Source organism: Streptomyces sp. NPDC050560 (assembly GCF_044457285.1).
In the GTDB taxonomy this organism is placed as follows: Bacteria; Actinomycetota; Actinomycetes; order Streptomycetales; family Streptomycetaceae; genus Streptomyces.
In genome coordinates, this window is the sequence record NZ_JBITGT010000008.1 from 129,535 (window position 1) to 153,991 (window position 24,457).

General features: G+C 73.3%; 23 protein-coding genes and 1 tRNA gene. 15 read left to right on the forward strand and 9 right to left on the reverse strand.

Going from position 1 to position 24,457, the window contains the following annotated elements:
• The first annotated feature begins 10 nt into the window (after positions 1-10).
• Positions 11-613, forward strand: coding sequence for an NADPH-dependent FMN reductase (locus ACIBIW_RS19905; protein ID WP_399337871.1), 603 nt, complete (start codon positions 11-13; stop codon positions 611-613).
• Positions 614-778: 165 nt separating this feature from the next.
• On the opposite strand, the gene ACIBIW_RS19910 is transcribed toward ACIBIW_RS19905, so the two are convergent.
• Positions 779-943, reverse strand: a complete 165-nt coding sequence (locus ACIBIW_RS19910; RefSeq protein ID WP_399337873.1) for a hypothetical protein — start codon at positions 941-943, stop codon at positions 779-781.
• A 254-nt stretch (positions 944-1,197) separates the two neighbouring features.
• A complete protein-coding gene (gene phoU, locus ACIBIW_RS19915) occupies positions 1,198-1,875 on the reverse strand; it encodes a phosphate signaling complex protein PhoU (protein WP_399337875.1) in 678 nt (225 codons plus the stop codon).
• 282 nt (positions 1,876-2,157) lie between these two features.
• Between phoU and ACIBIW_RS19920 the strand changes: the two genes are divergently transcribed.
• On the forward strand, positions 2,158-3,471 hold the full coding sequence (locus tag ACIBIW_RS19920; RefSeq protein ID WP_399337877.1) for a sensor histidine kinase: 1,314 nt from the start codon (positions 2,158-2,160) through the stop codon (positions 3,469-3,471).
• Positions 3,468-4,148 (forward strand): winged helix-turn-helix domain-containing protein, encoded by a 681-nt coding sequence (locus tag ACIBIW_RS19925; protein ID WP_399337879.1) that lies wholly within the window; start codon positions 3,468-3,470, stop codon positions 4,146-4,148. Before ACIBIW_RS19920 ends, ACIBIW_RS19925 begins: the two co-directional genes overlap by 4 nt.
• A 229-nt stretch (positions 4,149-4,377) precedes the next feature.
• On the opposite strand, the gene ACIBIW_RS19930 is transcribed toward ACIBIW_RS19925, so the two are convergent.
• Positions 4,378-5,118 carry a copper chaperone PCu(A)C gene (locus ACIBIW_RS19930; protein WP_399337881.1) on the reverse strand — a complete coding sequence of 247 codons (741 nt, stop codon included), beginning with the start codon at positions 5,116-5,118 and terminating at the stop codon, positions 4,378-4,380.
• A 685-nt stretch (positions 5,119-5,803) separates the two neighbouring features.
• Here ACIBIW_RS19930 and ACIBIW_RS19935 point away from each other — a divergent pair.
• The 8 genes from ACIBIW_RS19935 to ACIBIW_RS19970 all read left to right on the forward strand — a co-directional run bounded on the left by ACIBIW_RS19935 (position 5,804) and on the right by ACIBIW_RS19970 (position 14,804).
• Positions 5,804-6,286 (forward strand): CarD family transcriptional regulator, encoded by a 483-nt coding sequence (locus ACIBIW_RS19935; RefSeq protein ID WP_003953493.1) that lies wholly within the window; start codon positions 5,804-5,806, stop codon positions 6,284-6,286.
• A 767-nt stretch (positions 6,287-7,053) separates the two neighbouring features.
• A complete protein-coding gene (ispD, locus tag ACIBIW_RS19940) occupies positions 7,054-7,836 on the forward strand; it encodes a 2-C-methyl-D-erythritol 4-phosphate cytidylyltransferase (RefSeq protein WP_399337883.1) in 783 nt (260 codons plus the stop codon).
• A complete protein-coding gene (gene ispF / locus ACIBIW_RS19945) occupies positions 7,826-8,323 on the forward strand; it encodes a 2-C-methyl-D-erythritol 2,4-cyclodiphosphate synthase (RefSeq protein WP_399337885.1) in 498 nt (165 codons plus the stop codon). The genes ispD and ispF overlap by 11 nt, the downstream gene beginning before the upstream one ends.
• A gap of 132 nt (positions 8,324-8,455) precedes the next feature.
• Positions 8,456-9,856, forward strand: a complete 1,401-nt coding sequence (gene cysS, locus ACIBIW_RS19950; protein ID WP_399337887.1) for a cysteine--tRNA ligase — start codon at positions 8,456-8,458, stop codon at positions 9,854-9,856.
• A 156-nt stretch (positions 9,857-10,012) separates the two neighbouring features.
• Positions 10,013-10,954 (forward strand): 23S rRNA (guanosine(2251)-2'-O)-methyltransferase RlmB, encoded by a 942-nt coding sequence (gene rlmB / locus ACIBIW_RS19955; RefSeq protein ID WP_399337889.1) that lies wholly within the window; start codon positions 10,013-10,015, stop codon positions 10,952-10,954.
• 214 nt (positions 10,955-11,168) lie between these two features.
• Positions 11,169-12,785 carry a DoxX family protein gene (locus tag ACIBIW_RS19960; RefSeq protein WP_399337891.1) on the forward strand — a complete coding sequence of 539 codons (1,617 nt, stop codon included), beginning with the start codon at positions 11,169-11,171 and terminating at the stop codon, positions 12,783-12,785.
• A gap of 106 nt (positions 12,786-12,891) precedes the next feature.
• Complete coding sequence (locus tag ACIBIW_RS19965; RefSeq protein WP_399337893.1) at positions 12,892-13,623, forward strand: NDP-sugar synthase; 732 nt, start codon at positions 12,892-12,894, stop codon at positions 13,621-13,623.
• Positions 13,624-14,051: 428 nt separating this feature from the next.
• Entirely contained in the window at positions 14,052-14,804 is a 753-nt protein-coding gene (locus tag ACIBIW_RS19970) for a class I SAM-dependent methyltransferase (protein WP_399337895.1), read from the forward strand.
• A 144-nt stretch (positions 14,805-14,948) separates the two neighbouring features.
• Here the strand turns inward: ACIBIW_RS19970 and ACIBIW_RS19975 are convergent, their stop codons facing one another.
• Positions 14,949-15,389, reverse strand: coding sequence for a hypothetical protein (locus tag ACIBIW_RS19975; RefSeq protein WP_399337897.1), 441 nt, complete (start codon positions 15,387-15,389; stop codon positions 14,949-14,951).
• Between the two features lie 260 nt (positions 15,390-15,649).
• Entirely contained in the window at positions 15,650-16,777 is a 1,128-nt protein-coding gene (locus ACIBIW_RS19980; RefSeq protein WP_399337899.1) for an ABC transporter ATP-binding protein, read from the reverse strand.
• A 217-nt stretch (positions 16,778-16,994) separates the two neighbouring features.
• On the opposite strand from ACIBIW_RS19980, the gene ACIBIW_RS19985 reads away from it, so the two are divergent.
• From ACIBIW_RS19985 to ACIBIW_RS19995, 3 genes are all read left to right on the forward strand, one after another.
• Positions 16,995-17,068 (forward strand) — tRNA-Thr (locus tag ACIBIW_RS19985).
• Positions 17,069-17,581: 513 nt separating this feature from the next.
• Positions 17,582-18,172: a hypothetical protein gene (locus ACIBIW_RS19990; protein ID WP_399337901.1), complete on the forward strand. Its 591-nt coding sequence runs from the start codon at positions 17,582-17,584 to the stop codon at positions 18,170-18,172.
• 230 nt (positions 18,173-18,402) lie between these two features.
• Entirely contained in the window at positions 18,403-19,857 is a 1,455-nt protein-coding gene (locus ACIBIW_RS19995; RefSeq protein ID WP_399337903.1) for an MFS transporter, read from the forward strand.
• A 60-nt stretch (positions 19,858-19,917) separates the two neighbouring features.
• Here the strand turns inward: ACIBIW_RS19995 and ACIBIW_RS20000 are convergent, their stop codons facing one another.
• The 3 genes from ACIBIW_RS20000 to ACIBIW_RS20010 form a co-directional block, all read right to left on the reverse strand.
• Positions 19,918-20,556, reverse strand: coding sequence for an HD domain-containing protein (locus ACIBIW_RS20000; protein WP_399337905.1), 639 nt, complete (start codon positions 20,554-20,556; stop codon positions 19,918-19,920).
• Positions 20,557-20,661: 105 nt separating this feature from the next.
• Positions 20,662-21,636 (reverse strand): GlxA family transcriptional regulator, encoded by a 975-nt coding sequence (locus tag ACIBIW_RS20005; RefSeq protein ID WP_399338381.1) that lies wholly within the window; start codon positions 21,634-21,636, stop codon positions 20,662-20,664.
• A 232-nt stretch (positions 21,637-21,868) separates the two neighbouring features.
• Positions 21,869-22,192 carry a plasmid stabilization protein gene (locus ACIBIW_RS20010; RefSeq protein WP_399337907.1) on the reverse strand — a complete coding sequence of 108 codons (324 nt, stop codon included), beginning with the start codon at positions 22,190-22,192 and terminating at the stop codon, positions 21,869-21,871.
• A 316-nt stretch (positions 22,193-22,508) separates the two neighbouring features.
• Between ACIBIW_RS20010 and ACIBIW_RS20015 the strand changes: the two genes are divergently transcribed.
• Positions 22,509-23,264, forward strand: a complete 756-nt coding sequence (locus tag ACIBIW_RS20015) for a class I SAM-dependent methyltransferase (protein ID WP_399337908.1) — start codon at positions 22,509-22,511, stop codon at positions 23,262-23,264.
• Between the two features lie 248 nt (positions 23,265-23,512).
• Here the strand turns inward: ACIBIW_RS20015 and ACIBIW_RS20020 are convergent, their stop codons facing one another.
• Positions 23,513-24,043, reverse strand: coding sequence for an EF-hand domain-containing protein (locus ACIBIW_RS20020; RefSeq protein WP_399337910.1), 531 nt, complete (start codon positions 24,041-24,043; stop codon positions 23,513-23,515).
• Positions 24,044-24,457: the final 414 nt, after the last annotated feature.

A 24,457-nucleotide genomic window follows, 5' to 3' on the forward strand; every position in this document is an offset into this window, starting at 1 on the left:
CAGTGGCCGCATGGACAACATGGACCACACGCACAAGCTGGTGATCGTCGTCGGGAGCGTCAGGGAGGGGCGGTTCGGCCCTGTCGTGGCCTCCTGGGTCGCCGGGCAGGCCCGCGCCCACGGGGGCTTCGACGTGGACGTGGTGGACCTGGCGGACTTCGACGTACCGCAGGCGCTGCCCGCCGAGTCGCCGAAGCACGCGGGGGACGACTATCCGCGCCCGGCCGCGCTCGCGCCCCTGACCTCGGCGCTCGCCGGGGCCGACGCCTTCGTCGTCGTCACGCCCGAGTACAACCACAGCTATCCGGCCTCGCTGAAGGCCGCCATCGACTGGCACTTCACCCAGTGGACGGCGAAGCCCGTCGCCTTCGTCAGCTACGGCGGCGCGGCGGGCGGCAGGCACGCGGTGCTGCACCTGGAGAACGTACTGACCGAGCTGCACGCGGTGACGGTACGCGACGGCCTCGCCTTCCCGAACTACCCCACCGCCTGGCGGGACGGCCGCCCGCTCGACCCCGACGCGCCCCGCTACGCCGAGGCGCTGCTCGCCCAGCTCGCCTGGTGGGCGGCAGCACTCAGGTCGGCACGCGAGACCACGCCGTATCCGGGCTGAGCCGGCCCCGTCCGGGCCGAGCCGCACCCCGTCGGGGCTGAGGCGCGCTCCGGCTTCCCGCGCGAGCGGCGCAGCCGCGACGGTACGGGCGCCCCCGGCGCCTTGCGGGGCACGGCACGGCGGCGCCCCCGGGACGCCGCCCGGATCACGCCACCGTCGCCCCCCTCACCGACCGGCGGAGCCGCAGCTCGCCCCGCAGCGGCACGGGGACCCCGACTGGCAGCCGCAGCCGCAGCTCGGGCCGCAGCCGCAGGCGCCGAGCAGGGGGAGCCTGGCGGGTTCGGGGGAGAGTTCCTGCTGCGCGGTGTCGGGGGTCGGGGATTCGGCCATGGGGTCCTCCTCGAAGACGCGGCGACTCTGCTCGGCCCCGCGCCGGGCGACGGCCGCGGCGGGCGCGGCGTGGCGGTGCGGGGGCGCGGCGACTGCCGCCGTCGGAGCACGGCAATTGCCACCATCCATTGGATTGCCCCCGTAACGGGCGCGTCAACGGCGCAGAGGGGCGCGCACCGCCGCGCGATGCCCGCCCCTGCGGCGCGTACGGCCCCGGGCGCGCCGGTGCGCGCGCCCGTCCGCCGCGGCCCCCGCTACTCGGAGACGACCTCGATCTCGGGCTGGATCTCGTCCGCGTGCTCGCCCGTGACCAGGTACACCACCCGCTTCGCCACCGACACCGCGTGGTCGGCGAAGCGCTCGTAGTAACGCCCCAGAAGCGTGACGTCGACCGCGGTCTCGATGCCGTGCCTCCAGCGGTCGTCCATCAGATGGGTGAACAGGGTCCTGTGGAGCATGTCCATGTCGTCGTCGTCCTGCTCAAGCTGCATCGCGAGGTCGACGTCCTTGGTGATGATGACCTCGGCGGCCTTCGCCATCAGCCGCTGCGCGAGCTGCCCCATCTCCAGGATGGTGGCGTGCAGGTCGTAGGGGACCGCGCGCTCGGGGAAGCGGAGCCTGGCCAGCTTGGCCACGTGCTGGGCGAGGTCGCCGCCGCGCTCCAGGTCGGCGCTCATCCTGAGCGAGGTCACGACGATCCGCAGATCCGTCGCGACCGGCTGCTGCCTGGCGAGCAGCGCGATGGCGCGCGCCTCCAGGTCGTGCTGGAGGTCGTCGACCTTCTGGTCGGAGGCGATCACCGACTCGGCCAGCTTCAGATCGGCGTCCAGCATGGCCGTGGTCGCGCGGCCGATCGCCGACCCTACGAGCCGTGCCATCTCGACCAGCGACTCGCCGATCGAGTCAAGTTCCTCGTGGTAAGCGTCCCGCATCTGGTCCGTCCCTCTCTCCGCCGACTGCGCCGGCCGCCTGCCGCGCCGCTCGGGCGCCCCCGTCGCACGGGTGGCGCCTTCCGGCTCCTCTCCTGGTGGCGCGTCGTCCCGGGCCGCGCCGTGGCCCGTGTCCCGCGCCGCCCACGCTCCGTCCCGTACGCGACGGGTTCCGGCACCCCAAATGAACCACCACTGTCCCCCAGGTGAACTCTGGGCGACGAGTGTCAGAGGTGACACCCGGACGGCTGTGGGCAAGCGCCGCGGCACCCATACCCTGGCCTCATGGACGTGAACGCGGCGGTCGCCGCAGCGACGGCGATCGCCGGGGTGTGCACCGGCGCCGTCGCGACGCTGGCGTTCCACTGGAGCGAGCGCGACCAGAAGCGGCCCACCCGCACCTCACTGCACACCGACCCCGTGCTGCCGCCCGGGGTCGACACCGTCCTGTCCGTACTGCGCTCGTCCGCCGTCGTCCTCGACGAGGCCGACGCCGTCGTCAAGGCCAGCTCCGCAGCCTACGCCCTCGGCCTTGTGCGTGGCGGAAAACTTGCGGTCGAGCCGATGATGAAAATGGCCAGAGAGACCCGCAGGGACGGCGAGATACGGCAGGTCGAGCTGGACCTGCCGCGCCGCGGCACCGGCCGCGGCGAGGCCCTGGCGGTCTCCGCGCGGGTCGCGCCGCTCGGCTCCCGGCTCGTCCTGCTGCTCGTCGAGGACCTGACGGAGGCGCGCCGCATCGAGGCGGTGCGCCGCGACTTCGTGGCCAATGTCAGCCATGAGCTGAAGACCCCGGTCGGCGCGCTCTCGCTGCTCTCCGAGGCCGTCATGGACGCCAGTGACGACCCCGACGCGGTGAGCCACTTCGCCGGCCGTATGCAGGTCGAGGCGACCAGGCTGACCAGCCTCGTCCAGGAGCTGATCGACCTCTCGCGGGTGCAGAACGACGACCCGCTGGAGGACGCGGAGCCGGTCAGGGTCGACGAGCTTGCCGCGGAGGCCATCGACAGGTGCCGCCACCAGGCGGGCGCCAAGGAGATCACGATGACCTCGGGTGGCGCCGCCGACCTGCGGGTCTGGGGCAACCGCGGCCAGCTCGCCGCCGCCCTCGGCAACCTCGTGGAGAACGCCGTCAACTACAGCCCGGCCCGCACCCGCGTGGGGATCGCGGCCCGGCGGGTGTCCGCGCCCGGCGGCGCGGCCCATGTGGAGATCTCCGTGACCGATCAGGGCATCGGCATCTCGGAGAAGGACAAGGAGCGCGTCTTCGAGCGCTTCTACCGGGTCGACCCGGCACGCTCCCGCGCGACGGGCGGCACCGGGCTCGGCCTCGCCATCGTCAAGCACGTGGCCGCCTCGCACGGCGGGGAGGTCACGGTGTGGAGCACCGAGGGACAGGGCTCCACCTTCACCCTGCGGCTGCCGGAGGCGGGCGCGGGTCGCGACCGCGCGCCCCGCCAGGCGGCCACGGGACTCGACGACCTCGACGACGAGAGCGGCGAGAGCGGGCAGCACGCCGGGACGGCCGTCCCGGCGGCGTCCCGCACGTCCCCCTCACCCCCGTACGAATCATTTCCTGCCCCGGAGGTCCTTCCGTGACCCGAGTGCTCGTCGTCGAGGACGAGGAGTCCTTCAGCGACGCTCTTTCCTACATGCTCCGCAAGGAGGGTTTCGAAGTCGCCATCTCGGCGACCGGACCCGACGGACTCGACGAGTTCGAGCGGAACGGCGCGGATCTCGTCCTGCTCGACCTGATGCTGCCCGGGCTCCCCGGCACCGAGGTCTGCCGGCAGTTGCGCAGCCGTTCCAATGTCCCGGTGATCATGGTCACCGCCAAGGACAGCGAGATCGACAAGGTGGTCGGCCTGGAGATAGGAGCCGACGACTACGTCACCAAGCCCTTCTCCTCGCGGGAGCTGGTCGCCCGCATCCGCGCCGTGCTGCGCCGCCGCGGCGAGCCTGAGGAGGTCACCCCCGCCGCGCTGGAGGCGGGCCCCGTCCGCATGGACGTGGACCGGCACGTGGTGACGGTCGGCGGCTCCAAGGTGGACCTGCCGCTGAAGGAATTCGACCTGCTGGAGATGCTGCTGCGCAACGCGGGCCGGGTCCTGACCCGGATGCAGCTCATCGACCGGGTCTGGGGCGCCGACTACGTGGGCGACACCAAGACCCTCGACGTGCACGTCAAGCGGCTGCGCGCCAAGATCGAGCCGGACCCGGGCGCCCCCAGGTACCTGGTGACGGTCCGTGGCCTCGGCTACAAGTTCGAGCCGTAGGCCGCACCATCCGCCCGGCCAGGTCCACAGGGGGCCACGGCGGCCGCGGCGGTGCCACCGGAGCGGTGGCGTACTGACAAACAGGGCGGGCCCCGCCAGGCCCGCCCTTTTCGTATGCCCGCACCGAGCGCGCCCGGCCACCGCGGGCCGTACGAGCCCGCGGGTCTCAATCACGCGCGTGAGGTGCGCGTGACCACGCGCGTGAGGCGCGCATCGGCTGCGTGACGCGTTACTGCCCGCTGCCGATGGCGTCGCCGCCGTTGCCCGCGCCGGTGTCCCCTGACCCGTCGCCCGCGGGGTTGCCCGAGGCGCTGTCGCTCGCGGCGCCGCCGCCCGGCTCGCCCGAGGCGCCGTTCGACGGGCTGCCAGAGGAGGAGCCCGACGGGCCGTCCGACGGGAAGCCGGAGGCGTCGCCCGAGGGCGACTCGGAGGCGGGCGTGCTCGGCGAGGGCGTCTCGGAAGGCCCCCACGCGCTGAAGTAGCTCCTGCCCTCGTTCACGAAGGCGTCAAGCCTGACGGCGCCCGTCTTGCTGAAGAGGAAGGTGACGGGCTGCGCCGCGCCGTCCTTGACGGCTCCCGTGCCCCCGGCGAGCACCGCCGTGGCGTTGCCCTTGCCGCCGAGCACCACGGAGCCGTGGGCCGGGACGGTCACCTTGCCTGAGCCCTTGGCGGGCCTCAGCTCGGCCGGCTTGGCGACGCCCTTCACGGTGACGGCTGCCAGCGTCTCGGCGGTGTCGCCGTTGTTGAACAGGGTGGCCACCACGGCCGCGGGGCCCTCAGGGTCGCGCTGCGGCCCGGTGACGACCGTGGCGTTCTGCACCTTGATGGTGCCGACGGTGGCCGCGGCGTTGTCCGGCTTGATCTCCTGCGTCTGCGCGTTGTTGCCGCTGCCACAGGCGGTCAGCGTGAGGAGCGGGACGGCGAGGGCGGCGACGACGGCAGCGCCGCGACCAGACTTCGGGAGACGCACGGCGACGGCACTCCTTGGACGAGGGCGTAACGGCAGACGGCCGTCACGGCCGCCAGGGGCGCCCTCACATTACCGACCCGCCCTTTCGCCGCCGCACCCGACCCGCCCTGCCCGCCGCGCCCGGCGAACAGGGCCTGAGGGACGGGCGCCCCCGTCTATGGCCGGATCGCGCCGCGCCCGGCGGTGTTCACCGCAACGTTTCTCCGGATCTTCCTCCCGTCCCCCGGGCCTCCCGGGGGACGGCGGTTCGCGTACCGCTTCCGCCACCGCTTCCCCGACCCCGCGCGGTGCGCTTCAGCAGGGCGAAAGCGCGCTGCGGAATAGTAATTTCGGTAAAGAATGCGGGTACGGGGTGGAGAATTGATCAACCGGGGGCCGTGATCAATTCAGGAAAGCCGGGGATGCCGAAGCGATCACCGAACGGAGTAGCGTAAGTCCCCCGTACGGAATCCGACAAACCGGGATGTTTCGCTCCGGTTCTCGAACGGGGACCCCCTTCCGTGAAGTCCCCCTCCGTCCCGTGCGCAACCACTCCGACCTGCGGCTTCCCGGGGAACGGACCCCTGCCCAGCACGTCACGCTCGTGGTTGTCAAGCCCCGAGATATGCCCTGACCTGCGAAAACGCCATTCAGTAGACGGCGTTCTCGTGTTACCCTGGATAGCCACGGAAGGGGTACCTGTCACATGACGTTCAAGGTTGGCGACACCGTGGTCTATCCCCATCACGGGGCCGCGCTGATCGAGGCAATCGAAACTCGTCAGATCAAAGGCGTGGACAAGACCTACTTGGTGCTGAAGGTTGCCCAGGGCGACCTGACGGTGCGTGTGCCAGCGGACAATGCGGAGTTCGTCGGCGTGCGTGATGTGGTCGGTCAGGACGGGCTCGACCGGGTCTTCGAGGTGCTGCGCGCGCCGTACGCCGAGGAGCCCACCAACTGGTCCCGTCGCTACAAGGCAAATCTGGAGAAGCTCGCGTCCGGCGACGTCATCAAGGTTGCCGAGGTCGTGCGTGACCTGTGGCGCCGTGAGCGTGAGCGTGGCCTTTCCGCAGGTGAGAAGCGGATGCTGGCCAAGGCCCGGCAGATCCTGGTGAGTGAGCTGGCCCTGGCGGAGAACACCAACGAAGACAAGGCCGAGGCCCTGCTCGACGAGGTCCTCGCGTCCTGACGCCCGTTATGCCGAGGCGCCCGACGACGCCCGCCGCCCATGCGGCTGCCGTCACCGGGCGCCGCGGCATGTCGGAAGACTGCATGCCCGCCTCCTCGGACGCCGCTCCCCGGAGGCTGACCCGCGGTGCAGGGGCGCGCCCTCGCGTGTGTTCCCCGTCATAGGACGCGGGGTCCCCGCAGGGCGGCGCAGTCCCCTCGGCCACGGCGGTCCCCATCGCCACACGCGTACGTACGGCGCGCACGCCCGCGGCGGACGGGCCCGAAGCGCTGTCCGCGCGCTGATGCCCGCGGACGGTCGGGATCGTATCCAGGGCGTCGGTGCCCGCTCAAGCAGATAAAACGGCGCCCGCCACGCCCCGGGAGAACCCCCGCCGCCCTCGTCGTCGAGGACCGCGGGCCCGGCGGAGGCGCGCTGCGCGCAGGACGCGCGGCACGCGTGCGCGCATGCGTGAACCGGCGCTGCCGACGGCTTCCCCTGGGCTCTCGCCGTTTTCTCCGGGTTTCCCCGCCGACCGTGCCGAACAACGCCGAATCCTGAGATGCTGACCCGCGGAAGAACAGCACACCGCGGGGTGCCGCTGGTCACACACCGGCGCGGCGAACGCGCCGGTCCCTGCCTCCACGCTTCACCGGCCGAAGCCGATGGCGTGCCGGGCTCGGGCAGTTCGCTCGACCAGTGTCACGGAAGGGTCCGGTCAAGGCGTCGCGCCCGGCACGCTGAGGCCATACCCATCCCGCCCGAGCGTACAAACCTGAACGGAACCGATGACTGACGATTCGCGCCCGGCGCCGCCCCGCGACCGCACCGCAGCCGTGATCCCCGCCGCCGGACGGGGCGTCCGCCTCGGCCCCGGCGCCCCCAAGGCGCTGCGGACGCTGAACGGCATGCCGATGTTCATCCACGCCGCCCGCGCCCTGGCCGCGTCCCGCTCGGTGACCCTGGTGGTCGTGGTCGCGCCGCCCGACGGCGCGCCCGAGGTCAAGAGCCTCCTCGACACCTACGCGCTGCCCGCGAACGCGCCGGGCGAGGGCTGGGGAAGCGCCGACTTCCTCGTCGTGCCCGGCGGCGACAACCGGCAGGAGTCCGTGCGCCGCGGCCTCGAAGCGCTGCCCCAGGACATCGACATCGTCCTGGTCCACGACGCGGCCCGCCCCCTGGTCCCCGTCGAGACCGTCGACGCCGTGATCGGCGCCGTACGCGCGGGCGCGCCCGCGGTGGTACCGGCGCTGCCGCTCGCCGACACTGTCAAGGAGATCGCCCCGGCCGCCCCCGGCGATCCTGAACCGGTGGTCGCCACCCCGGAGCGCGCCAGGCTGCGCGCGGTGCAGACCCCCCAGGGCTTCGACCGCGCCACCCTGCTGCGCGCCCACGAGAACGCGCCGGTGGACGGCGAGGGCGCCACCGACGACGCCGGTCTTGTGGAGCGCCTCGGCGAGCCCGTGGTCCTGGTGCCGGGACACGAGGAGGCGTTCAAGGTGACACGGCCGCTCGACCTCGTACTCGCGGAAGCGGTGCTCGCGCGCAGGAGGGTCAACGATGGCTACTGAGCCAGCCGCCCGGCTGCCCAAGGTCGGCATCGGCACCGACGTCCACGCCTTCGAGGACGGCAGGGAGCTGTGGTGCGCGGGGCTGCTCTGGGACGGCCCAGGGGACGCGGGCCGCGGCCTCGCCGGCCACTCCGACGGCGACGTCGCCGCGCACGCCGCCTGCGACGCCCTGTTCTCCGCCGCGGGCGTCGGCGACCTCGGCGCCCACTTCGGCACCGACAGGCCCGAGTGGTCCGGCGCCTCCGGTACGACGCTGCTGGCGGAGGCCGCGCGGATCGTGCGCGCCGAGGGCTTCGAGATCGGCAACATCGCCATCCAGGTGATCGGGGTACGGCCGAAGATCGGCAAGCGGCGCACCGAAGCACAGCGGGCGCTCGGCGAAGCCGCGGGCGCCCCCGTCTCGGTCTCCGGGACGACCACGGACGGCCTCGGCCTGACAGGCAGGGCGGAGGGCCTCGCGGCGGTGGCCACGGCGCTGGTGTTCTGAGCGGGCCGTACCCGCGGGGGCGCGCCGCGCCCTTCGCCGGGAGTCCGCACGTTCACGCGCGCGTTACGTGTGCCACGCGTTACCCGTGCCTCGAATAACACACCACCCCCCAGGGCCCACTACCCTGGTGGGGTGACTATTCGGCTGTACGACACAGGCGCCCGGCAGATCCGTGACTTCACCCCGCTCGTGCCGGGCTGTGTCTCGATCTACCTCTGTGGCGCCACCGTGCAGGCCGTGCCACACATCGGGCATATCAGGTCGGGACTGAACTTCGACATCATGCGCCGCTGGTTCGCCCACCGCGGCTACGAGGTGACGTTCGTGCGGAACGTCACCGACATCGACGACAAGATCATCAACAAGTCGGCGGAGCAGGGCCGCCCCTGGTGGGCGATCGGATACGAGAACGAGCGCGCGTTCAACGACGGCTACGCCGCGCTCGGCTGCCTCCCGCCCACGTACGAACCCCGCGCGACCGGGCACGTCCCGGAAATGATCGAGATGATGCGCGTCCTGATCGAGCGCGGTCACGCCTATGCGGCCGAGGGAAACGTCTACTTCGACGTCGCGTCCTTCCCCGACTACCTCGCCCTCTCCAACCAGGAGCTGGCCGACATGCGCCAGCCCGCGGCCGAGGACGAGACCGGCAAGCGTGACACCCGCGACTTCGCCATGTGGAAGGCGGCCAAGCCCGGCGAGCCGAGCTGGGAGACGCCCTGGGGCCGCGGCAGGCCCGGCTGGCACCTGGAGTGCTCCGCGATGGCGCACAAGTACCTGGGCAGCGTCTTCGACATCCACGGCGGCGGCATCGACCTGGTCTTCCCGCACCACGAGAACGAGATCGCCCAGGCCAAGGGGTACGGCGACGAGTTCGCCCGCTACTGGGTGCACAACTCCTGGGTCACCAAGAGCGGCGAGAAGATGTCCAAGTCGCTCGGGAACTCGGTGCGCATCAGCGAGATGGTCAAGCGCTGGCGCCCCATCGTGCTCCGCTACTACCTGGGCACCCCGCACTACCGCTCCACCATCGAGTACAGCGAGGCGGCGCTGCGCGAGGCCGAGTCGGCGTTCGCCAGGATCGAGGGCTTCGTCCAGCGGGTCACCGAGAAGGCCGGCGAGGCCGTACGGCCGGCCGACGAGGTGCCGCCGTCCTTCGCCGAGGCCATGGACGACGACCTCGGCGTGCCGCAGGCGCTCGCCGTGGTGCACACCACGGTCCGCCAGGGCAACAGCGCGCTGGCCGCCGACGACAAGGAAGAGGCCATCGCCCGCCTCGCCGAGGTGCGCGCCATGCTCGGCGTCCTCGGCCTCGACCCGCTCGACCCGCACTGGTCGGGCGAGAACGACCGCGGCGAGGACCTCCACGGCGTCGTCGACACCCTCGTGCGCCTGGTGCTCCAGCAGCGCGAGTCGGCGCGCGCCCGCAAGGACTGGGCGACCGCGGACGCGATCCGCGACCAGCTCGGCCAGTCCGGCCTCGTCATCGAGGACAGCCCGCAGGGCCCGCGCTGGACCCTCGGGCCGCGCTGAGGGCGAAACCACGCGCCGGGGCGTTCGAGAGGGCGCCCCGGCCACCCCCCGCCCGCGCCCCGCGCGCGGCGGACGCCCTTCCGGCGGCGACGCCGGGCGGGACCAAGGACCAACCACGAGCCCGCCCACGGCGGACACGACAGAGACAGGTAGATGATGGCCGCTCAGAACCGCCGCATGTCCGGCAAGAAGGGCGCGCAGGTCGGCAGTGGCGGCCAGCGGCGCCGCGGACTTGAGGGCAAGGGCCCCACGCCCCCCGCCGAGATGCGCAAGGGACACGCGAAGAACCGTATCGCCCAGGCCAAGGCCAAGCGCTCCGGGAACAGTCCTCAGCAGCGCCGCGGCAGCGGCAGGCAGGGCTCCGAACTGGTGGTGGGCCGCAACCCCGTCGTGGAGGCGCTGCGCGAGGGCGTGCCCGCGAGCACCCTCTACGTCCAGCAGTTCATCGACAACGACGAGCGCGTGCGCGAGGCCCTGAAGGCGGCCGCCGACCGCGGCGGCGTCAACCTGATGGAGGCGCCGCGCGCCGAACTCGACCGGATGACCGGCGGCCTCAACCACCAGGGCCTCGCGCTCCAGATCCCGCCCTACGTGTACGCGCACCCCGACGACCTGGTCGCCGACGCCCACGACGCCGGACAGCAGCCGCTCATCGTCGCCCTCGACGGCGTCACCGACCCGCGCAACCTCGGCGCCGTCGTCCGCTCCGTCAGCGCCTTCGGCGGCCACGGCGTCGTCGTGCCCGAGCGGCGCGCGGCCGGGATGACCGCGGGCGCGTGGAAGACGTCGGCGGGCGCCGCGGCGCGCACCCCGGTGGCGCGCGCCACCAATCTGACGCGCGCCCTTGAGGCGTACAAGAAGGCCGGGGTGTTCGTCGTGGGCCTCGCCGCCGACGGCGACACCGACCTGCGGGACCTGGACGCGCTCGAAGGGCCCGTCGTTATCGTGGTCGGCAGCGAGGGCAAGGGCCTGTCCCGGCTCGTCGGCGAGACCTGCGACGCGCGCGTACGCATCCCGATGCCAGGCGGCACCGAGTCGCTGAACGCGGGCGTGGCGGCGGGCGTGGTGCTCTACGAGGCGGCGCGCCGCCGCGACTGACCCCGGCGCCTCCGGGCCGCTGCTCCCCGGGCCACCGGGCCCTCACGCTCTCGCGCCCCGCACCTCCGCGCTCCCGTACCCCCGCTCCCCAGGCGCCCGCGATACGGGCGATTTCGGGGTTATCCGGGGGTTCGGGAGGCTTGGTGGCGGTTGACGGGGCCCGGACACATCGGGCGCCGTCAGGCAGTGTCCTAAACACAGATCACTCGGTTAGATGAGTGTGGACACCAGAACACCCCGCACACCCACGGGGGAGCGCCCGTCGGGTTTCGACGACGTTCCCGCGCTGAGCATGGTGAAGGTGCCGAGCGATCCGGCGCAGGTCATCGTGAACCACGCGAGCTTCCGCGTGCGGCTCCCCGCCGCCGGGCAGCCCCTCTCCGCGCGTGTGGGAGCGAGGCCACCGGCCGGGCGGCGGCGCGCCCCGGTCGTCTGGAGCGGCAGGTCGGCGCCGGGCGACCCGGGGGCCACGGGACTGCTCCAGGCCGTGCGGACCACCGGGGTGCGGCACTCCGCGGAGTCCGGTGATCCAGGAGCCACCCAGGTGATCCCCCGCATCGACGCAGGCACCCCGCCGCCCCCCGGCACCGCGCCGGGCGGCGGCACCCGGCTGCTGCCCAAGATGCGTACCGCCGTCGGCGCGTACGACCCGCCGGAGGGCGCGGACGAGGCCGCGGGCGAGCCGTACGACGACGGCTACGACACCCAGGAGGTCGCCCAGGTCGGCGGCCCCCACGACGGCCGCGAGCGCGAGGGCGGCCGCAGGCGCGACGGGGTACGGCACGCGTACTACCCGGGCCGCCGCATGAACCTCGGCGTCGTCCTGCTGCCGCTGCGGGTCTTCCTCGGCCTCATCTCGGTGTACGCGGGCATGGGCAAGCTCTGTGACCCCGTCTACTTCGACGGCGGACAGCGCGGCTCCATGGTGAAGTGGCTCAACTCCCTGCACCCCTGGGCGCTCGCCACACCGCTCAAGGACTTCGCGCTCCAGCACCCCGTGGGCGCCGGGCTCACCATCGCGTTCCTCCAGGTCATCGTGGGCGTGCTGACCATCCTCGGGCTCTGGCAGCGGGTCGCGGCGGTGATCGGGGCGCTGCTGTCGGCGGCGCTGATCCTCACCGTGAGCTGGAAGTCCGTCCCCGTCTACGACGCGCCCGACATCATCTACCTGGCCGCCTGGTCCCCGCTGGTGATCGCGGGCGCCCCGGTCTACTCCGCCGACGGGCGGCTCATCTCGGAGGCGTGGCGCACCCTCGGCCCCCGCGCCGAGCTGTGGGAGCTGCGGCGCCGGGTGCTGCGCAGGGGCGCGCTGATCGCGGGGCTGGTCGTCGGGCTGACCTTCCTCGCGGGCGCCGTCCTCGGCGGCGCGGTGCGGGACGCCGACCGGGTCACCGTGCCGGGGCCTGGCGAGGCCCCCCACAACCAGCTCCCCGGCTCCCCGCTGCCCCGGGAGTCCGGCAAGCGGCACGGCGGCAGCGGCAACAGCCCCTCCGCCTCGTCCTCGCCCGACGTCGGCAGGTCGGCGGACCCGACCGCCTCGGACACCCCGAGCGCGGACAGCACCGCGGGCGCCACCGCCGGTACGGACGCGGGCGCGCCGCCCGCCGCCACCCAGGGCACCGAGGGGCAGCCGCCCCCCGCCCAGCAGGCGCCGCCCGGCGCGCCCGCGGCCACCTCGGGGCCGTCCTCCACCGGGGGCGGGGGCGCCCCCCCGTCCTCGGGAGGCACCGGCGGCGGTACGAGCACCGGCGGCCCCACGGGCGGTACGTCGTCCTCCGGGGGCGGCGGCAGCGACGAGTCCGGGAGCCTGGTGGGCGGGCTGCTCGGCTGAACCCCCGCCCGGCCGCCAGGAGTCGGCCCCGGTCCCGGTCCCGGTCCTGGCCACGGTGGGGCCGGGGCATGGCGGCGGGGGCGGGCGGTGCGCATAGGGTGCCCGCATGACCGATCCCCACGCCGCCCCCGCACCCACCCAGGCCGTCATCCTCGCCGGAGGCCAGGGCTCGCGGCTGCGCCCGTACACCGACGACCGGCCCAAGCCCATGGTGGAGATCCCCGGCACCGGGGTGCCGATCATCGGCCACCAACTGGCCTGGCTCGCCGAGGAGGGCGTCACCGACGCGGTGGTGTCCTGCGGGCACCTCGCCGAGGTGCTGGGGGAGTGGCTGGAGTCCACGGAGCTGCCGCTGCGGGTCACCACCGTCGTCGAGAAGGAGCCCCTCGGGCGCGGCGGCGGGCTGAAGTTCGCCGCCGCGCACCTGCCCGACGCGGAGGGCGCCTGGTACGCCACCAACGGCGACATCTGGACCCGGTTCTCCCTGCGCGAGATGGCCGCCTTCCACGCCGAGCGCGCCGCCACCGCCACCCTCGCGCTCGCCAGGCCCCGCATCCCCTGGGGCGCGGTCGAGACGGACGCGTTCGGGCACATCACCGACTTCATCGAGGCGCCCCCGTCGCCCTATCTGATCAACGCCGGGGTGTACGTGTTCTCCGCCGAGTTCACCGGCGCCCTGCCGGACCGCGGCGACCACGAGCGCACCACGTTCCCCGGCCTCGCCAGGACCAGGCGGCTCGCCGGCTACCCCATCCCGCACGGCGCGTACTGGCGGGCGATCGACACCGCCAAGGACCTCACCCAGGCGGCCAGGGAACTGGCGTCCCTGGGGCGCTGAGACCACCTCCGCGCGGGCGCACACGCCGGGGCTCCGCGGGGGCGTGCGTGCGGGCGTCCGGATCACGGGCGGGGTGTACGGGGCTTCGTGCGCGGGGCGTCTGGGGCGTACGGGGGCTTCGTGCCGCGCGGGTCGTGCGGCCTCCCGCCTGCGCGTGCGGGGGTGCGGGGCGTGCCGGGCGTGCGGACGCTGCGGCGCTCGCGGCGCCCGTACGGAAACCCGCTCTCGCGCGGCCGGAACTGGCCCCTTCCCGGGGGCTGATGGGGCCCCTGGAGCCCGACCGGCCCGCTCCACGGGCCCGGGGCCGACACCCCCGAGCACGGCCGTGACACCGCCGCCCACCGCCCCCGCCGCACCGCGGTATGCCATCTGACCTGGGCTTTTTCCGGCCGCCTCGGTACGCTTCCGGGTGTCGAAAGGGGGCGGACATGGACCGCGACGTCCGTACGATGGAGGATGTACTGAGGCTGCTCGACGGGCTTTTCGCGCCAGAGGCGGACCGCTGGACGGCGCGCGCCGGAGCCTGGTGGGACGGCTTCTACCGGGACCGGGCGCAGCCGGTGCCGTTCTTCGTGGCGAAGCCGGACGAGAGCCTGGTGGCGTACGTCGAGAAGGGGCTCGTCGCCCCGGGCCGCGCCCTCGAACTGGGCTGCGGGCCCGGCAGGAACGCCCTCTACCTGGCCGGGGCCGGCTTCGAGGTGGACGCCGTCGACCTGTCGCCGAAGGCGGTCGACTGGGCGCGTGAACGGGCCGCGGAGGCGGGCGGGGCCGGTGCGCGGGTGCGGTGGGTGTGCGGTGACGCCTTCACTGCCGCCGGGCTCGACGGGCCGTACGACCTCGTGCACGACTCCGGCTGCTTCCACCATCTGCCGCCGCACCGCCGCCCCGGCTATCTCGCCCTGCTCGAACGGGTGCTGGCGCCCGGCGGTCAGCTCTCGCTCGCCTGCTTCGCGGCCGGGGCCATGGGCTCGGAGCTGCCCGATGCCGACTTCTACCGGGACGGCAGGCTGCACGGCGGTCTCGCCTACACGCCCGAGGAGCTGCGCTGGATCTTCGAGGGCTTCGAGGAGGTCGAGCTGCGCAGGATGCACGAGGAGCCCGTGGACTCCCCGTACTTCGGCGAATCGTTTCTCTGGACCGCGCTGCTGCGTCGCCCCGAGAGCCCCGCGGAGGGAGCCTAGCCGGGGGGCGGGGGCCTGCCGGGAGAACGGGAGCCTGCCCGGGAGGGCGGTCACGGCGCCCGGGGAGGCGCCGCGGGGAGCTGCCGTGGCCACCGCGCGAGGGCGGCCGCGCGGTGGCCACGGCCCGGGACGAGAGCGCCCCGGTCAGGCGGGCTCGGTGGCGACACCGGTGGCGAAGCTGGTGTCGCACACGGGCCGCGCGAACGACTGGGCCCTGGTGGGCCCGTAGGCGCGCACGGCGGCGCGGCCGAGGGCGCGGGCGATGGACGCGCAGTGCCGGGCGAGGGACGGCTTGCGGTCGACCTCGCGCTGGAGGTGGGTGAGCGCCACGCCCGGGTCCTTCTCGCTCAGTTCGAGCAGGAGGCGGTCGCGCAGCAGGTCCTGGGGCGCGCGCGGTTCTGCGCGCTCGGAGACCTGCTTGGAGGACGTGGCCAGCACGGAGTCCTGGGCGTCGCCTGTCCAGTTGACTCGGGTGACCGCGAGGGTCCCGGACAGCACCAGGACGACGGGCAGAACGAAGGCGAGGGTGCGGCCGATCCGGAGGGTCGGGCCGCGCCGCGGCAGCGGCTTGTCGAAGTGCGTCACCCGAGTGAGAGTAGCGGCCAGTGATGATTTGGCGACATTTCGTCACCCTGTCGAGGGACGCCAACCGCCAAAAACGTTGCGGCCCGTTGACGCCGGGCCGCCGAAGTGGCCCGTGACCATGGAGTGTTGGGCAACGCATGACGGAGCCCCGCGCCGAAACGCGGGGCTCCGCTGAGGGCTGTCGGACGGCGTGTCAGCCGTGCCGTGCGGCCGGTGGCGTACCGGTGCGCGGGGCACCGGCCGGGCGCGGCCTTGCCCGGTCAGTCGCTCAGGCGCTCGCCGGTGGAGGTGGCGAAGACGTGGGTCTCGCCGGCCCGCGGCACGACGTGCAGCTTGGTGCCCTTCTCGGGGACCTTGCGGCCGTTGACCCTGACCACCAGGTCCTCGGTGTCGCCGCCGACCTCGGCGCTGCCGTAGACGTAGCCGTCGGCGCCCAGCTCCTCGACGACGTTGACGCTGATGGCGAGGCCCGCGGGGGCGTCCTTGCTGAGCGTCTTGGCGTCGTCGCCGTCGTGCTCGACGATGTCGAAGTGCTCGGGGCGCACGCCGACCGTGACCGTCTTGTCGCCCTTGTCCGCGGCGGCGGCCAGCGCCTCGCGGTTGACCGGCACGACCGAGTTGCCGAACTTGACGCCGCCGTCGGTGATCGGGACCTCGACCAGGTTCATGGCGGGGGAGCCGATGAAGCCGGCGACGAAGAGGTTCGCGGGGCGGTCGTACATGTTGCGCGGCGAGTCCACCTGCTGGAGCAGGCCGTCCTTGAGCACCGCGACCCGGTCGCCCATGGTCATGGCCTCGACCTGGTCGTGGGTGACGTACACCGTGGTGATGCCGAGGCGGCGCTGGAGCGAGGCGATCTGGGTGCGGGTGGAGACACGGAGCTTGGCGTCGAGGTTCGACAGCGGCTCGTCCATGAGGAACACCTGCGGCTCACGCACGATGGCGCGGCCCATCGCGACACGCTGGCGCTGACCGCCGGAGAGCGCCTTCGGCTTGCGGCCGAGGTACTCGGTGAGGTCCAGGATCTTGGCTGCGTCCTCGACCTTCTGCCGGATCTCGGTCTTCGGCACGCCCGCGATCTTGAGCGCGAAGCCCATGTTGTCGGCGACGGTCATGTGCGGGTAGAGCGCGTAGTTCTGGAACACCATGGCGATGTCCCGGTCCTTCGGCGGCAGGTTGGTGACGTCGCGCTCGCCGATGCGGATGGAGCCGGTGTTGACGTCCTCAAGGCCCGCGAGCATCCGCAGCGACGTGGACTTGCCACAGCCGGAGGGGCCGACCAGGACGAGGAACTCGCCGTCCTCGATCTCGATTTCAAGGCCGTCGACCGCGGGCTTCTCGGAGCCCGGGTAGATACGGGTGGCCTTGTCGAAGGAAACAGTTGCCATGGCAGAACCCCTTCACCGGCAGGAACGTGCCGGACGATCCGAGTAAAGGAGGCTCCCGCGGACGGTCCCACGGGGCCCAGTGGTCTGGTCCACATGGGTGAACCGGATACACGGACGCTACCTGTCGTTCACACGTTCTGTCATTACTTCAAGCCCATGAACACTCCCCTTTTTTCTCCTCCGCCACCCCTCCCGACCTGGTTACACTGCTGCCACTGCCTCCTTAGCTCAGATGGCCAGAGCAACGCACTTGTAATGCGTAGGTCGTCGGTTCGAATCCGACAGGGGGCTCTGGGAAGCCCAGGTCAGGGTGTGTCTGACCTGGGCTTTTGTGTGTGGTGGGTGTGATCGGCGGTGGTGGGCGCGGTGCGGGGGCGGTGGGCCCGGTTCTGGTGCCGGTACCGGCACCGGTGGTCGGGGGTGCCCGCCGTCCGGTGGCCGGGGCGCCTGGCGCCGGGCCGTCTCCGGGAGCCGACGAGTCGGCCTCGCCAGGCGCGGCCACCTCCGCCGGGAACGCCTCGGCCTCCGCCGGGGTCCCGCGTCGAGCAGCGTGAGCCGGACTCCGCGCCGACGGGGCGTCTCCCGCACACCACCCGTCGCGAATCGCCCCTCCTTTCCCGTCTCCGCGCCCGGAGACAGGTGGGTTGCGCGGGAATTCGGCGGATGCGGCACCGGCGCCTGTTCCGCTGGCCCGAATTTGCGTTGTCAGGAATGTGTGGGACGGATACCATCCAGCACCTCGCGAGCGCGGGACATGGAGCCGCCATCTCCCGTCTCCAGCCTCGGGAAGAGGTCGGAAGCGTCATGGGCAACGCATTTTCTCTGATCCAGTCGTTATTCGACGCGCTGGGCAAGATCGGCGAGTTTCTCAGCAACAGCAGCAAGCAAACCAGGGTGGTGCTCGCGGTCGTCGCGGCCGTCCTGGCCGCGGTGGGTCTCCTGGTGGCGGGGCACTTCATGAAGGCGCCGTGGTCGAGCCCGGCGGCGGAGCGCGACCTGGGCGGCGTGGACGTCGCCGGCTACTGCGATTCCTATGGATTCGACAGCGGAAGCATTGAGAACTGCGAGGCGCGGATTAACCTGGGTGACGCCTGTGACTGGCAGTACGGCATGAAAGGCGCGCATATCGCCTTCGGCTCCAAAGACCCGCACAGCGGTGTCTGCTACACCGAGAAGGACCGCAGGCTCGGCGGGATAAAGGACATGGACGGGTACTGCGCCCGCCGTTTCAAGGACAGCGCCGACGTCACGAGCAGGCCCGAGGGATCTCGTACGTGGATATGCGAGACGGGCGTGGAAATGAAGCTCGTCTGTGGCTGGCAGTACCAGAAAGTGGTCGTCACGGCGCACCGCAACAGCGGGGGCAACTGGCGGTGCTACGAGAAGAGGTCCTGACCGGGGGGTGTACGGGGCCGGGGGCTCCAGGCGAGGCCGGGTGGAGTGCGCGCCCGGTCCGCTATCTGCTCCGCAGGGGCCCGCCACCGGTCGGCGAGGTTCCGCCGCCTGCTCCGCAGGGCGCCACCACCTGCCCGCGAGGCTCCGCCCACCTGCCCCGCGAGGGGAACCACCTCCCCCGCGGCGACACTTCGGCCGTCGCCCAACCGTTCGTCATCGACCATGCCCTCATGCGGACGACGACCGGTACGGCAGCGGGGCGCGCGGCGGCGGCAGCGGATTCCGGGGCGGCGCGTGGGCGGCCCGCGTGGCCGCCGCTCGTGGCGCTCAGCCTCGGCTACTTCCTCGTCATGCTGGACGTCACCGTCGTCACCGTGGCCGTCCCCGCCATCCGGGACTCGCTGGGCGCGGGGCCCGCGCAGATGGCCTGGGCGGTCGACGGCTACAGCGCGGTCTTCGGGGCGCTGCTGCTGATGGGCGGCGGTTTCGGGGACCGCCTCGGGCACCGCGGGGTGTTCCTCGCCGGGCTCGGGATCTTCACGCTCGCGTCGCTCGGCTGCGCGCTGGCGCCCACGCCCGCGGCGCTGATCGGCGCGCGCCTGGCGCAGGGCGCGGGGGGCGCGCTGCTCGTACCGACCTCGCTCGCGCTGCTGACCGCGGCCTACCGGGACCAGGCGGTGCGCGCGCGTGCGCTCGGCGTCTGGGCGGGCGTCTCCGGCATCGCGTTCGCGGCCGGGCCGCTGGTCGGCGGGCTGCTGGTGGCGGGGCTCGACTGGCGCGCCGCGTTCTGGGTCAACGTGCCCTTCGCGGCGCTCGCCGCCGCCCTCGTGCTGCGCCATGTGCCCGCGGCGCCCAGGCGCGCGGGCGGGCGCGGCCTCGACCCGCTGGGCCAAGTGCTCGGCTTCGCGGGCCTGCTGGCGCTCGCCGCGGCGCTCAACGAGGCCGGCACCCGGGGCCCGGCCGCCGCCCCGGTGCTCGGCGCGGGGGCGGTCGCGGTGCTCGCGCTCGGACTGTTCGTACTGGCGGAACGGGGCGTGGAGCAGCGCGCTGACGGCGCGCGGCCGCCGCTGCTCGCCCCCTCGCTGTTCCGCGCGCCCGGGTTCGCGCCGACCGCCGCGGTGGGCGTCCTGCTGAACCTCGGCTACTACGGGATGCTCTACCTGGCCACCCTCTACCTCCAGAACACCCGCGGCTACGACGCGCTCGGCGCCGGGCTCGCGCTGCTGCCCGCCGTGTGCGCGGTGGTCGTGGTGGCGCCGCTGTCGGGGCGCCTCACCGCGCGCTTCGGCCCGTACCCGGTCATGGCGGCGGCCCTGTCCCTGGGGGCGCTCGGCTTCCTCGGCTGGCTCCTCGTGCGCGCCGACAGCCCCTATGGGGCGCTGCTTCCCGCGCTGCTCGCGACGGGTCTCGCGCTGCCCGCGGCGGTCCCCGCGGCGACGGCGGCGATGGTGCGGGCGGCGCCGGAGCACAACGCGGGCGTGGCGGCGGCGGTGTTCAACGTGGCCCGCCAGGTGGGCAACGCCGTCGGGGTCGCGCTCTTCGCCGCCCTCGCCTCGGGGCCTGGCGGCCTGCTCACCGGGCTGCGGCTGTCGGCCGTGGTCGCCGCCTGCGCATACGGCGCGGGCGCGGTGCTCACGCTGCTGTCCTGGCGTCGGGGGCGCGTGGAGGCGCGCGCGGGCGCGTGAGGCGTACGGGCCGGGTGGGGGCGGCTGCCCGGAGTGAGGGCGGCTGCCTGGGGCGTGCGGCTACTCGGGCCAGGCCGAGTTCTGGATGACGTCGACGAAGTCGCCCCGCCGGAAGCCGGGCACGAAGTGTTCGAGGACGTCCGCGTTGACGGTGCCGAAGGTGCTGTCGGGGCGGTGCCTGAAGCCCTCGGTGAACGCCTGGAGGATGCGCCGCTTGAAGTCGGGGCGCGGGTGGGCGGCGGTGACGGCGTCGATCTGCTCACGGGTGAGGTTCGCCAGATGCAGCCCGAGGACGTCGCTCTCCACCCCCGCGGTGGTCGCCGCGACCACCGGCGCCATCCGGTAGGGCACCTCGGGCGTGGTGTGCAGGGCGACGGCCGTCCAGACGGTGTCCGCGGCCGCCTCCCCGACGCCGTGCTCGCGCAGGAACGCCCTGGCCTGGTCGGCGCCGTCCATTTCGAAGCGCTGCTCGTCGCCGCGGTACGGGGGTATGAGCCCGGTGTCGTGGAAGAGGGCCGCGACGTAGAGGAGTTCGGGGTCGGGTTCGATGCCGCGGGCCCTGGCCTGGAGGCTGCCGAAGAGGTGGACCCGGCGGGAGTGGTGGTAGATCAGCTCGTTGGTGGTGTCACGGATGAGCCCCGTCGCCTCCTTCGCGAGGGCGCTGTCGGGGATCGTCACACCTGCGATGGTCTCGGTCATGGCTTCCTGCCTCGGCTCGTGGGGCGTCCTGCCTGCGCTTTCCACGATGCGTCCAGGGCCGCACCGCCCGCCGCTCCCCGATGGCCGACAACCCCTCGAAAACGGTCATGCCCCCGAGGCGGCCGCCCCGGCGTCCCCCTCCTGCCGGGCGGTCGTGAAGCGCTGCCGGTAGCGGGTCGGGGAGAGGCCCAGATGGCGGGCGAAGGCGCGGCGCAGGCTCTCGTAGCTGGGGAAGCCCGCCAGGCCCGCGGCTTCGGTGGCGCTGTGGCCCGCGTCAAGGAGCGCCTTGGCCATGTCGAAGCGGATCAGCTCCACGTACTTCGCGGGCGTGGTGTCAAGCTCCGCGCGGAACATCCTGGTGAGATGGCGCGGGCTGACCCTGACCCGCTCGGCCAGCGCGTCCAGGCCGTGGTCGCCCGCGGGCTCCGCCTGCACCGCGTCGAGCACCTGCCGCAGCACGGGCGAGCCGGGCGCGGGGCCGCTCAGCGACGCGGAGAACTGCGACTGGCCGCCCGCGCGCTGCATGTACACGACGAGCGCGCGCGCCACCTCCCGGGTCAGCCCGGGCCCGTGGTCCTCCTCGACCAGCGCGAGCGCCAGGTCGATGCCCGCCGTGACCCCCGCCGAGGTGTACGTGTCACCGTCCCTGACGTAGAGCGCGTCCGGCTCCACCCGGGTCGCGGGGTGGCGCCGGGCGAGCAGCGCGGTGTGCCGCCAGTGCGTGGTGGCGCGGCGGCCGTCCAGCAGCCCGGCGGCGGCCAGTACGAACGCGCCGGTGCAGATGGACGCGGTGCGGCCCGCCCGTGCGGAGAGGAGCGCGGCCGCCGAGGTCAGCGCGGGGTCGACGGGGGAGTGCGGCAGCGCGTCACCGCCGACGACGAGCAGGGTGTCGAAGGGCGGCGCGTCCGCCGCGTCCCCGTCGGCGGGCACCCGTACCCCGATCGACGACCGTACGGGCCCGCCGCCCGGGGAGACGACGCTCAGCCGGTAGTCGCCGCCGAGGGCCGTGGCCTCGCTGAACACCTCGCCGGGGCCCGACAGGTCGAGCATCTTCATCCCGTCGAAGACGAGGACGCCCACGTGGTGGGGGCCACGGCCCGCGGCACGGGGGACGGCGCTCGGGCCCGTCACGCGCGGCTCCGCGCCCGGTCGGAGCCGGGTCCTGGCGCGCTCTCCTGGTCGGGCACGGGGCTCCTCCTCCCTATACGCGGCCGGGGCTACGGGCCGCGTACATGATCGGGCACGGCGCCGTCCCCTGGTGGCCGCACTCCGTCGCTTCCCATGGTGCGCCGAGACCGGAGGGGCGGGCGGCTCAGCGCCCGAGTGCCCGCTGGAGCTGGGGCTTGGTCATGGTGGAGCGGCCCTTGATGTTGCGCTGCCTGGCCTCGTTGTAGAGCTGCGCCTTGGTCGGGCCGCCGGGGCCCGAGTGCGAGCGCCGGCCGCCGCGCCGGTTCGCCGACATGTCCTCGATCGACGTGCGGCTCGCCCTGCGGGACTCGCCGGAGCGGGCGCGCTGCTTGTTCACGGTGCGCGCCGCGATCTCCTCGGCCCGGCCGGGGCTGGTGCCGCGCCGCTCGGCGCCTTCCTTGATGTGCTCGTACTGCCGCTCCCGCTTCCTGTTCGCTCCTGCGGGCATGGGACCTGGCCTCCTTCTCGGTACTCGCCGCCGTACGCGGCGCCTGCGGCCCTACGGGTGCCCAGGCGGGTGGCGCTGACGCATGGGGCGTGGGGGAAGCGCGCGTAAATCATCATATTGAGCTAATTGTTCCCGGGGGGTGTCCGGAGGCGGCCGGGTGCTGGCACCGTGAGAGCGGCCCGTCGTCCCGTGGCGGCGGGCCACTGCTCCGGGGTGCCTCCGGGGCCGGGGCGGGGAAGGGTGTGGGGGCGTGGAGGTCGTGTCCGGTGGGGCCGTTGTGCCTGGTGAGGACGGCGGGCGGCGCTATAGCGAGGGCATGTTCGGGCATGAGGTGGCGGGGGAGCGACAGCGGCTCGAATTGCTGGAGTCCCTGCTCGACGGGCCGACCAGGGACCGCTTCCGCGCGCTCGGCCTGGCGCCGGGAGACCGGGTGCTCGAAGCGGGCGGCGGCGCGGGCTCCGTAGTGCGCTGGCTCGCGGCCCACGGCGCCCAGGTGACGGTCACGGACCTGGACACGGCGTTCCTGCGGGAGCTTGCCGGGCCCGGGGTGCGGGTGCTGCGGCACGACATGTGCGCGGACGACTTCCCGCCCGGCTCCTTCGACTTCGTCCACGCGCGTTACGTGGTGCTGCACCAGCCCGACCCCGACGCGGTCGTGGCGCGCTTCGCGCGCTGGCTCGCCCCTGGCGGGACGCTGCTGATCGAGGAACCGGCGTCGTTCTCCGTGGTGGACTCCCCGCACCCCGCCTACCGCACGGTCATGCGGGCCTTCCGGCGCCATCTGGAGCGCTCGCTCGGCTCCCACACCGGCTGGGCGCGTACGCTCCCGGTGCCGTTGCAGCGCGCGGGGCTCGGCGGGGTGGGCCTCGACGCGCGCATCCAGCCGGTGCGCGGCGGTGACGCCGAGGCCAGGTGGTGGCACGGGACGCTTGAGCAGGCCAGGCAGGGGATGGTGACGGCGGGCCTCGCCGCGCCTGAGGACTTCGAGGCCGCGTACCGCGAGATGGCCGCCCCCGACTTCCACGACCTGTCGCTGACGGTGCTCACGGCGTGGGGCCGGCGCATGGAGTGAGGTGCCGGCCCGCCCTGGCGGTGCGCGGGCGGGTCTCGTCGAGCGGGGTGTTCCGGGCGGGGACAGGGTGTTCCGGACGGGGGCGAGGAACGGGACGTGGAGTTGGGCGATGTCGTCGGGTCGGCGGTGGTGGGCGCGGGTGAAGCTCCCGTCCCGGCGCCGATTGCCCCTGGTGCCCGGCCCGAGGACCCCCGCCGGTCGGTCGTCGGCGGGGGTCGGCGACGCGCGTGGTCGCTACGGGACCGCCCTCAGGCCGCGCCGCCCACGAGGCGGTCGCCTGGGATGCCCACCTTGTCCGGGCCGTAGTACTCCTTGATGCCGGTGACCCAGGTATCGGCGGTGATCTCGTCGCTGCCGTCGGGGCCGAAGTCGTCGAACAGGGCGTGGACGTTGGACAGTTCGAAGCCGATGGCCGTCATCAGCGCGATGAAGGTGGGCCGTGCGACCCTGCCGTCGCCCTTGAGGTCGCCCAGGGCCGCGAGGGCGTGCGCGAACTCGTCGAGCGCGGCGTCGAAGCGCTCGGGCGAGAGGACGACGCCCTGGAACTCCTCGAAGCTGATCCTGCCGTCGCCGTCGGTGTCCAACGCGGTGACGAGGGTCGTCCAGTAGGTGCGCAGCGACGCCGCGAGCGCGGCGTGCCTCGCCTCGTCGGCGTCGGGCAGCGAGTGCCGGACGCGCTCGGTCATCAGGTCGAAGTCGTCGGCCTCAAGCTGGCCGTTGCCGTTTGCGTCGAAGAGGGTGAAGACGAGCCTGACCCGGTTGATGGCTTCGGACCTCATGGGCTTTCGCCTTTCGTCGGCCCCCGCGGTCGGGGGCGGCGGGGAACACACCGCATGGCGGAGAACGCGAACCATGCCGCACCCGAACGCAGTTGGCAGCGGAGAGGGGCGGCGGATCAACTATGCGGCCCCCGCGACCGCACGTCCCTGAACCGATCGGCTTTCACCGGAACGGGTGAAATCCCTTGGTGTCCCCGTTTCTTGTGTGACCTCTTGTGTGACGGCGGAACGGAAATCGGGTCGAAGGAGTTTCCGGTGCGGCGTCCGGGGCCGCGGTGCGCCGGACCCCGCCCGCCCGGGAGGTCCTGGATCACCGGGCGAGCGGGGCGTACGGGGGCGCACATTCCGAGACCATGGCGATGTTCCGGGATAAGCGCCCCATTCCTGAATAGCGTCCTGGCCTGCCGCAGGGGA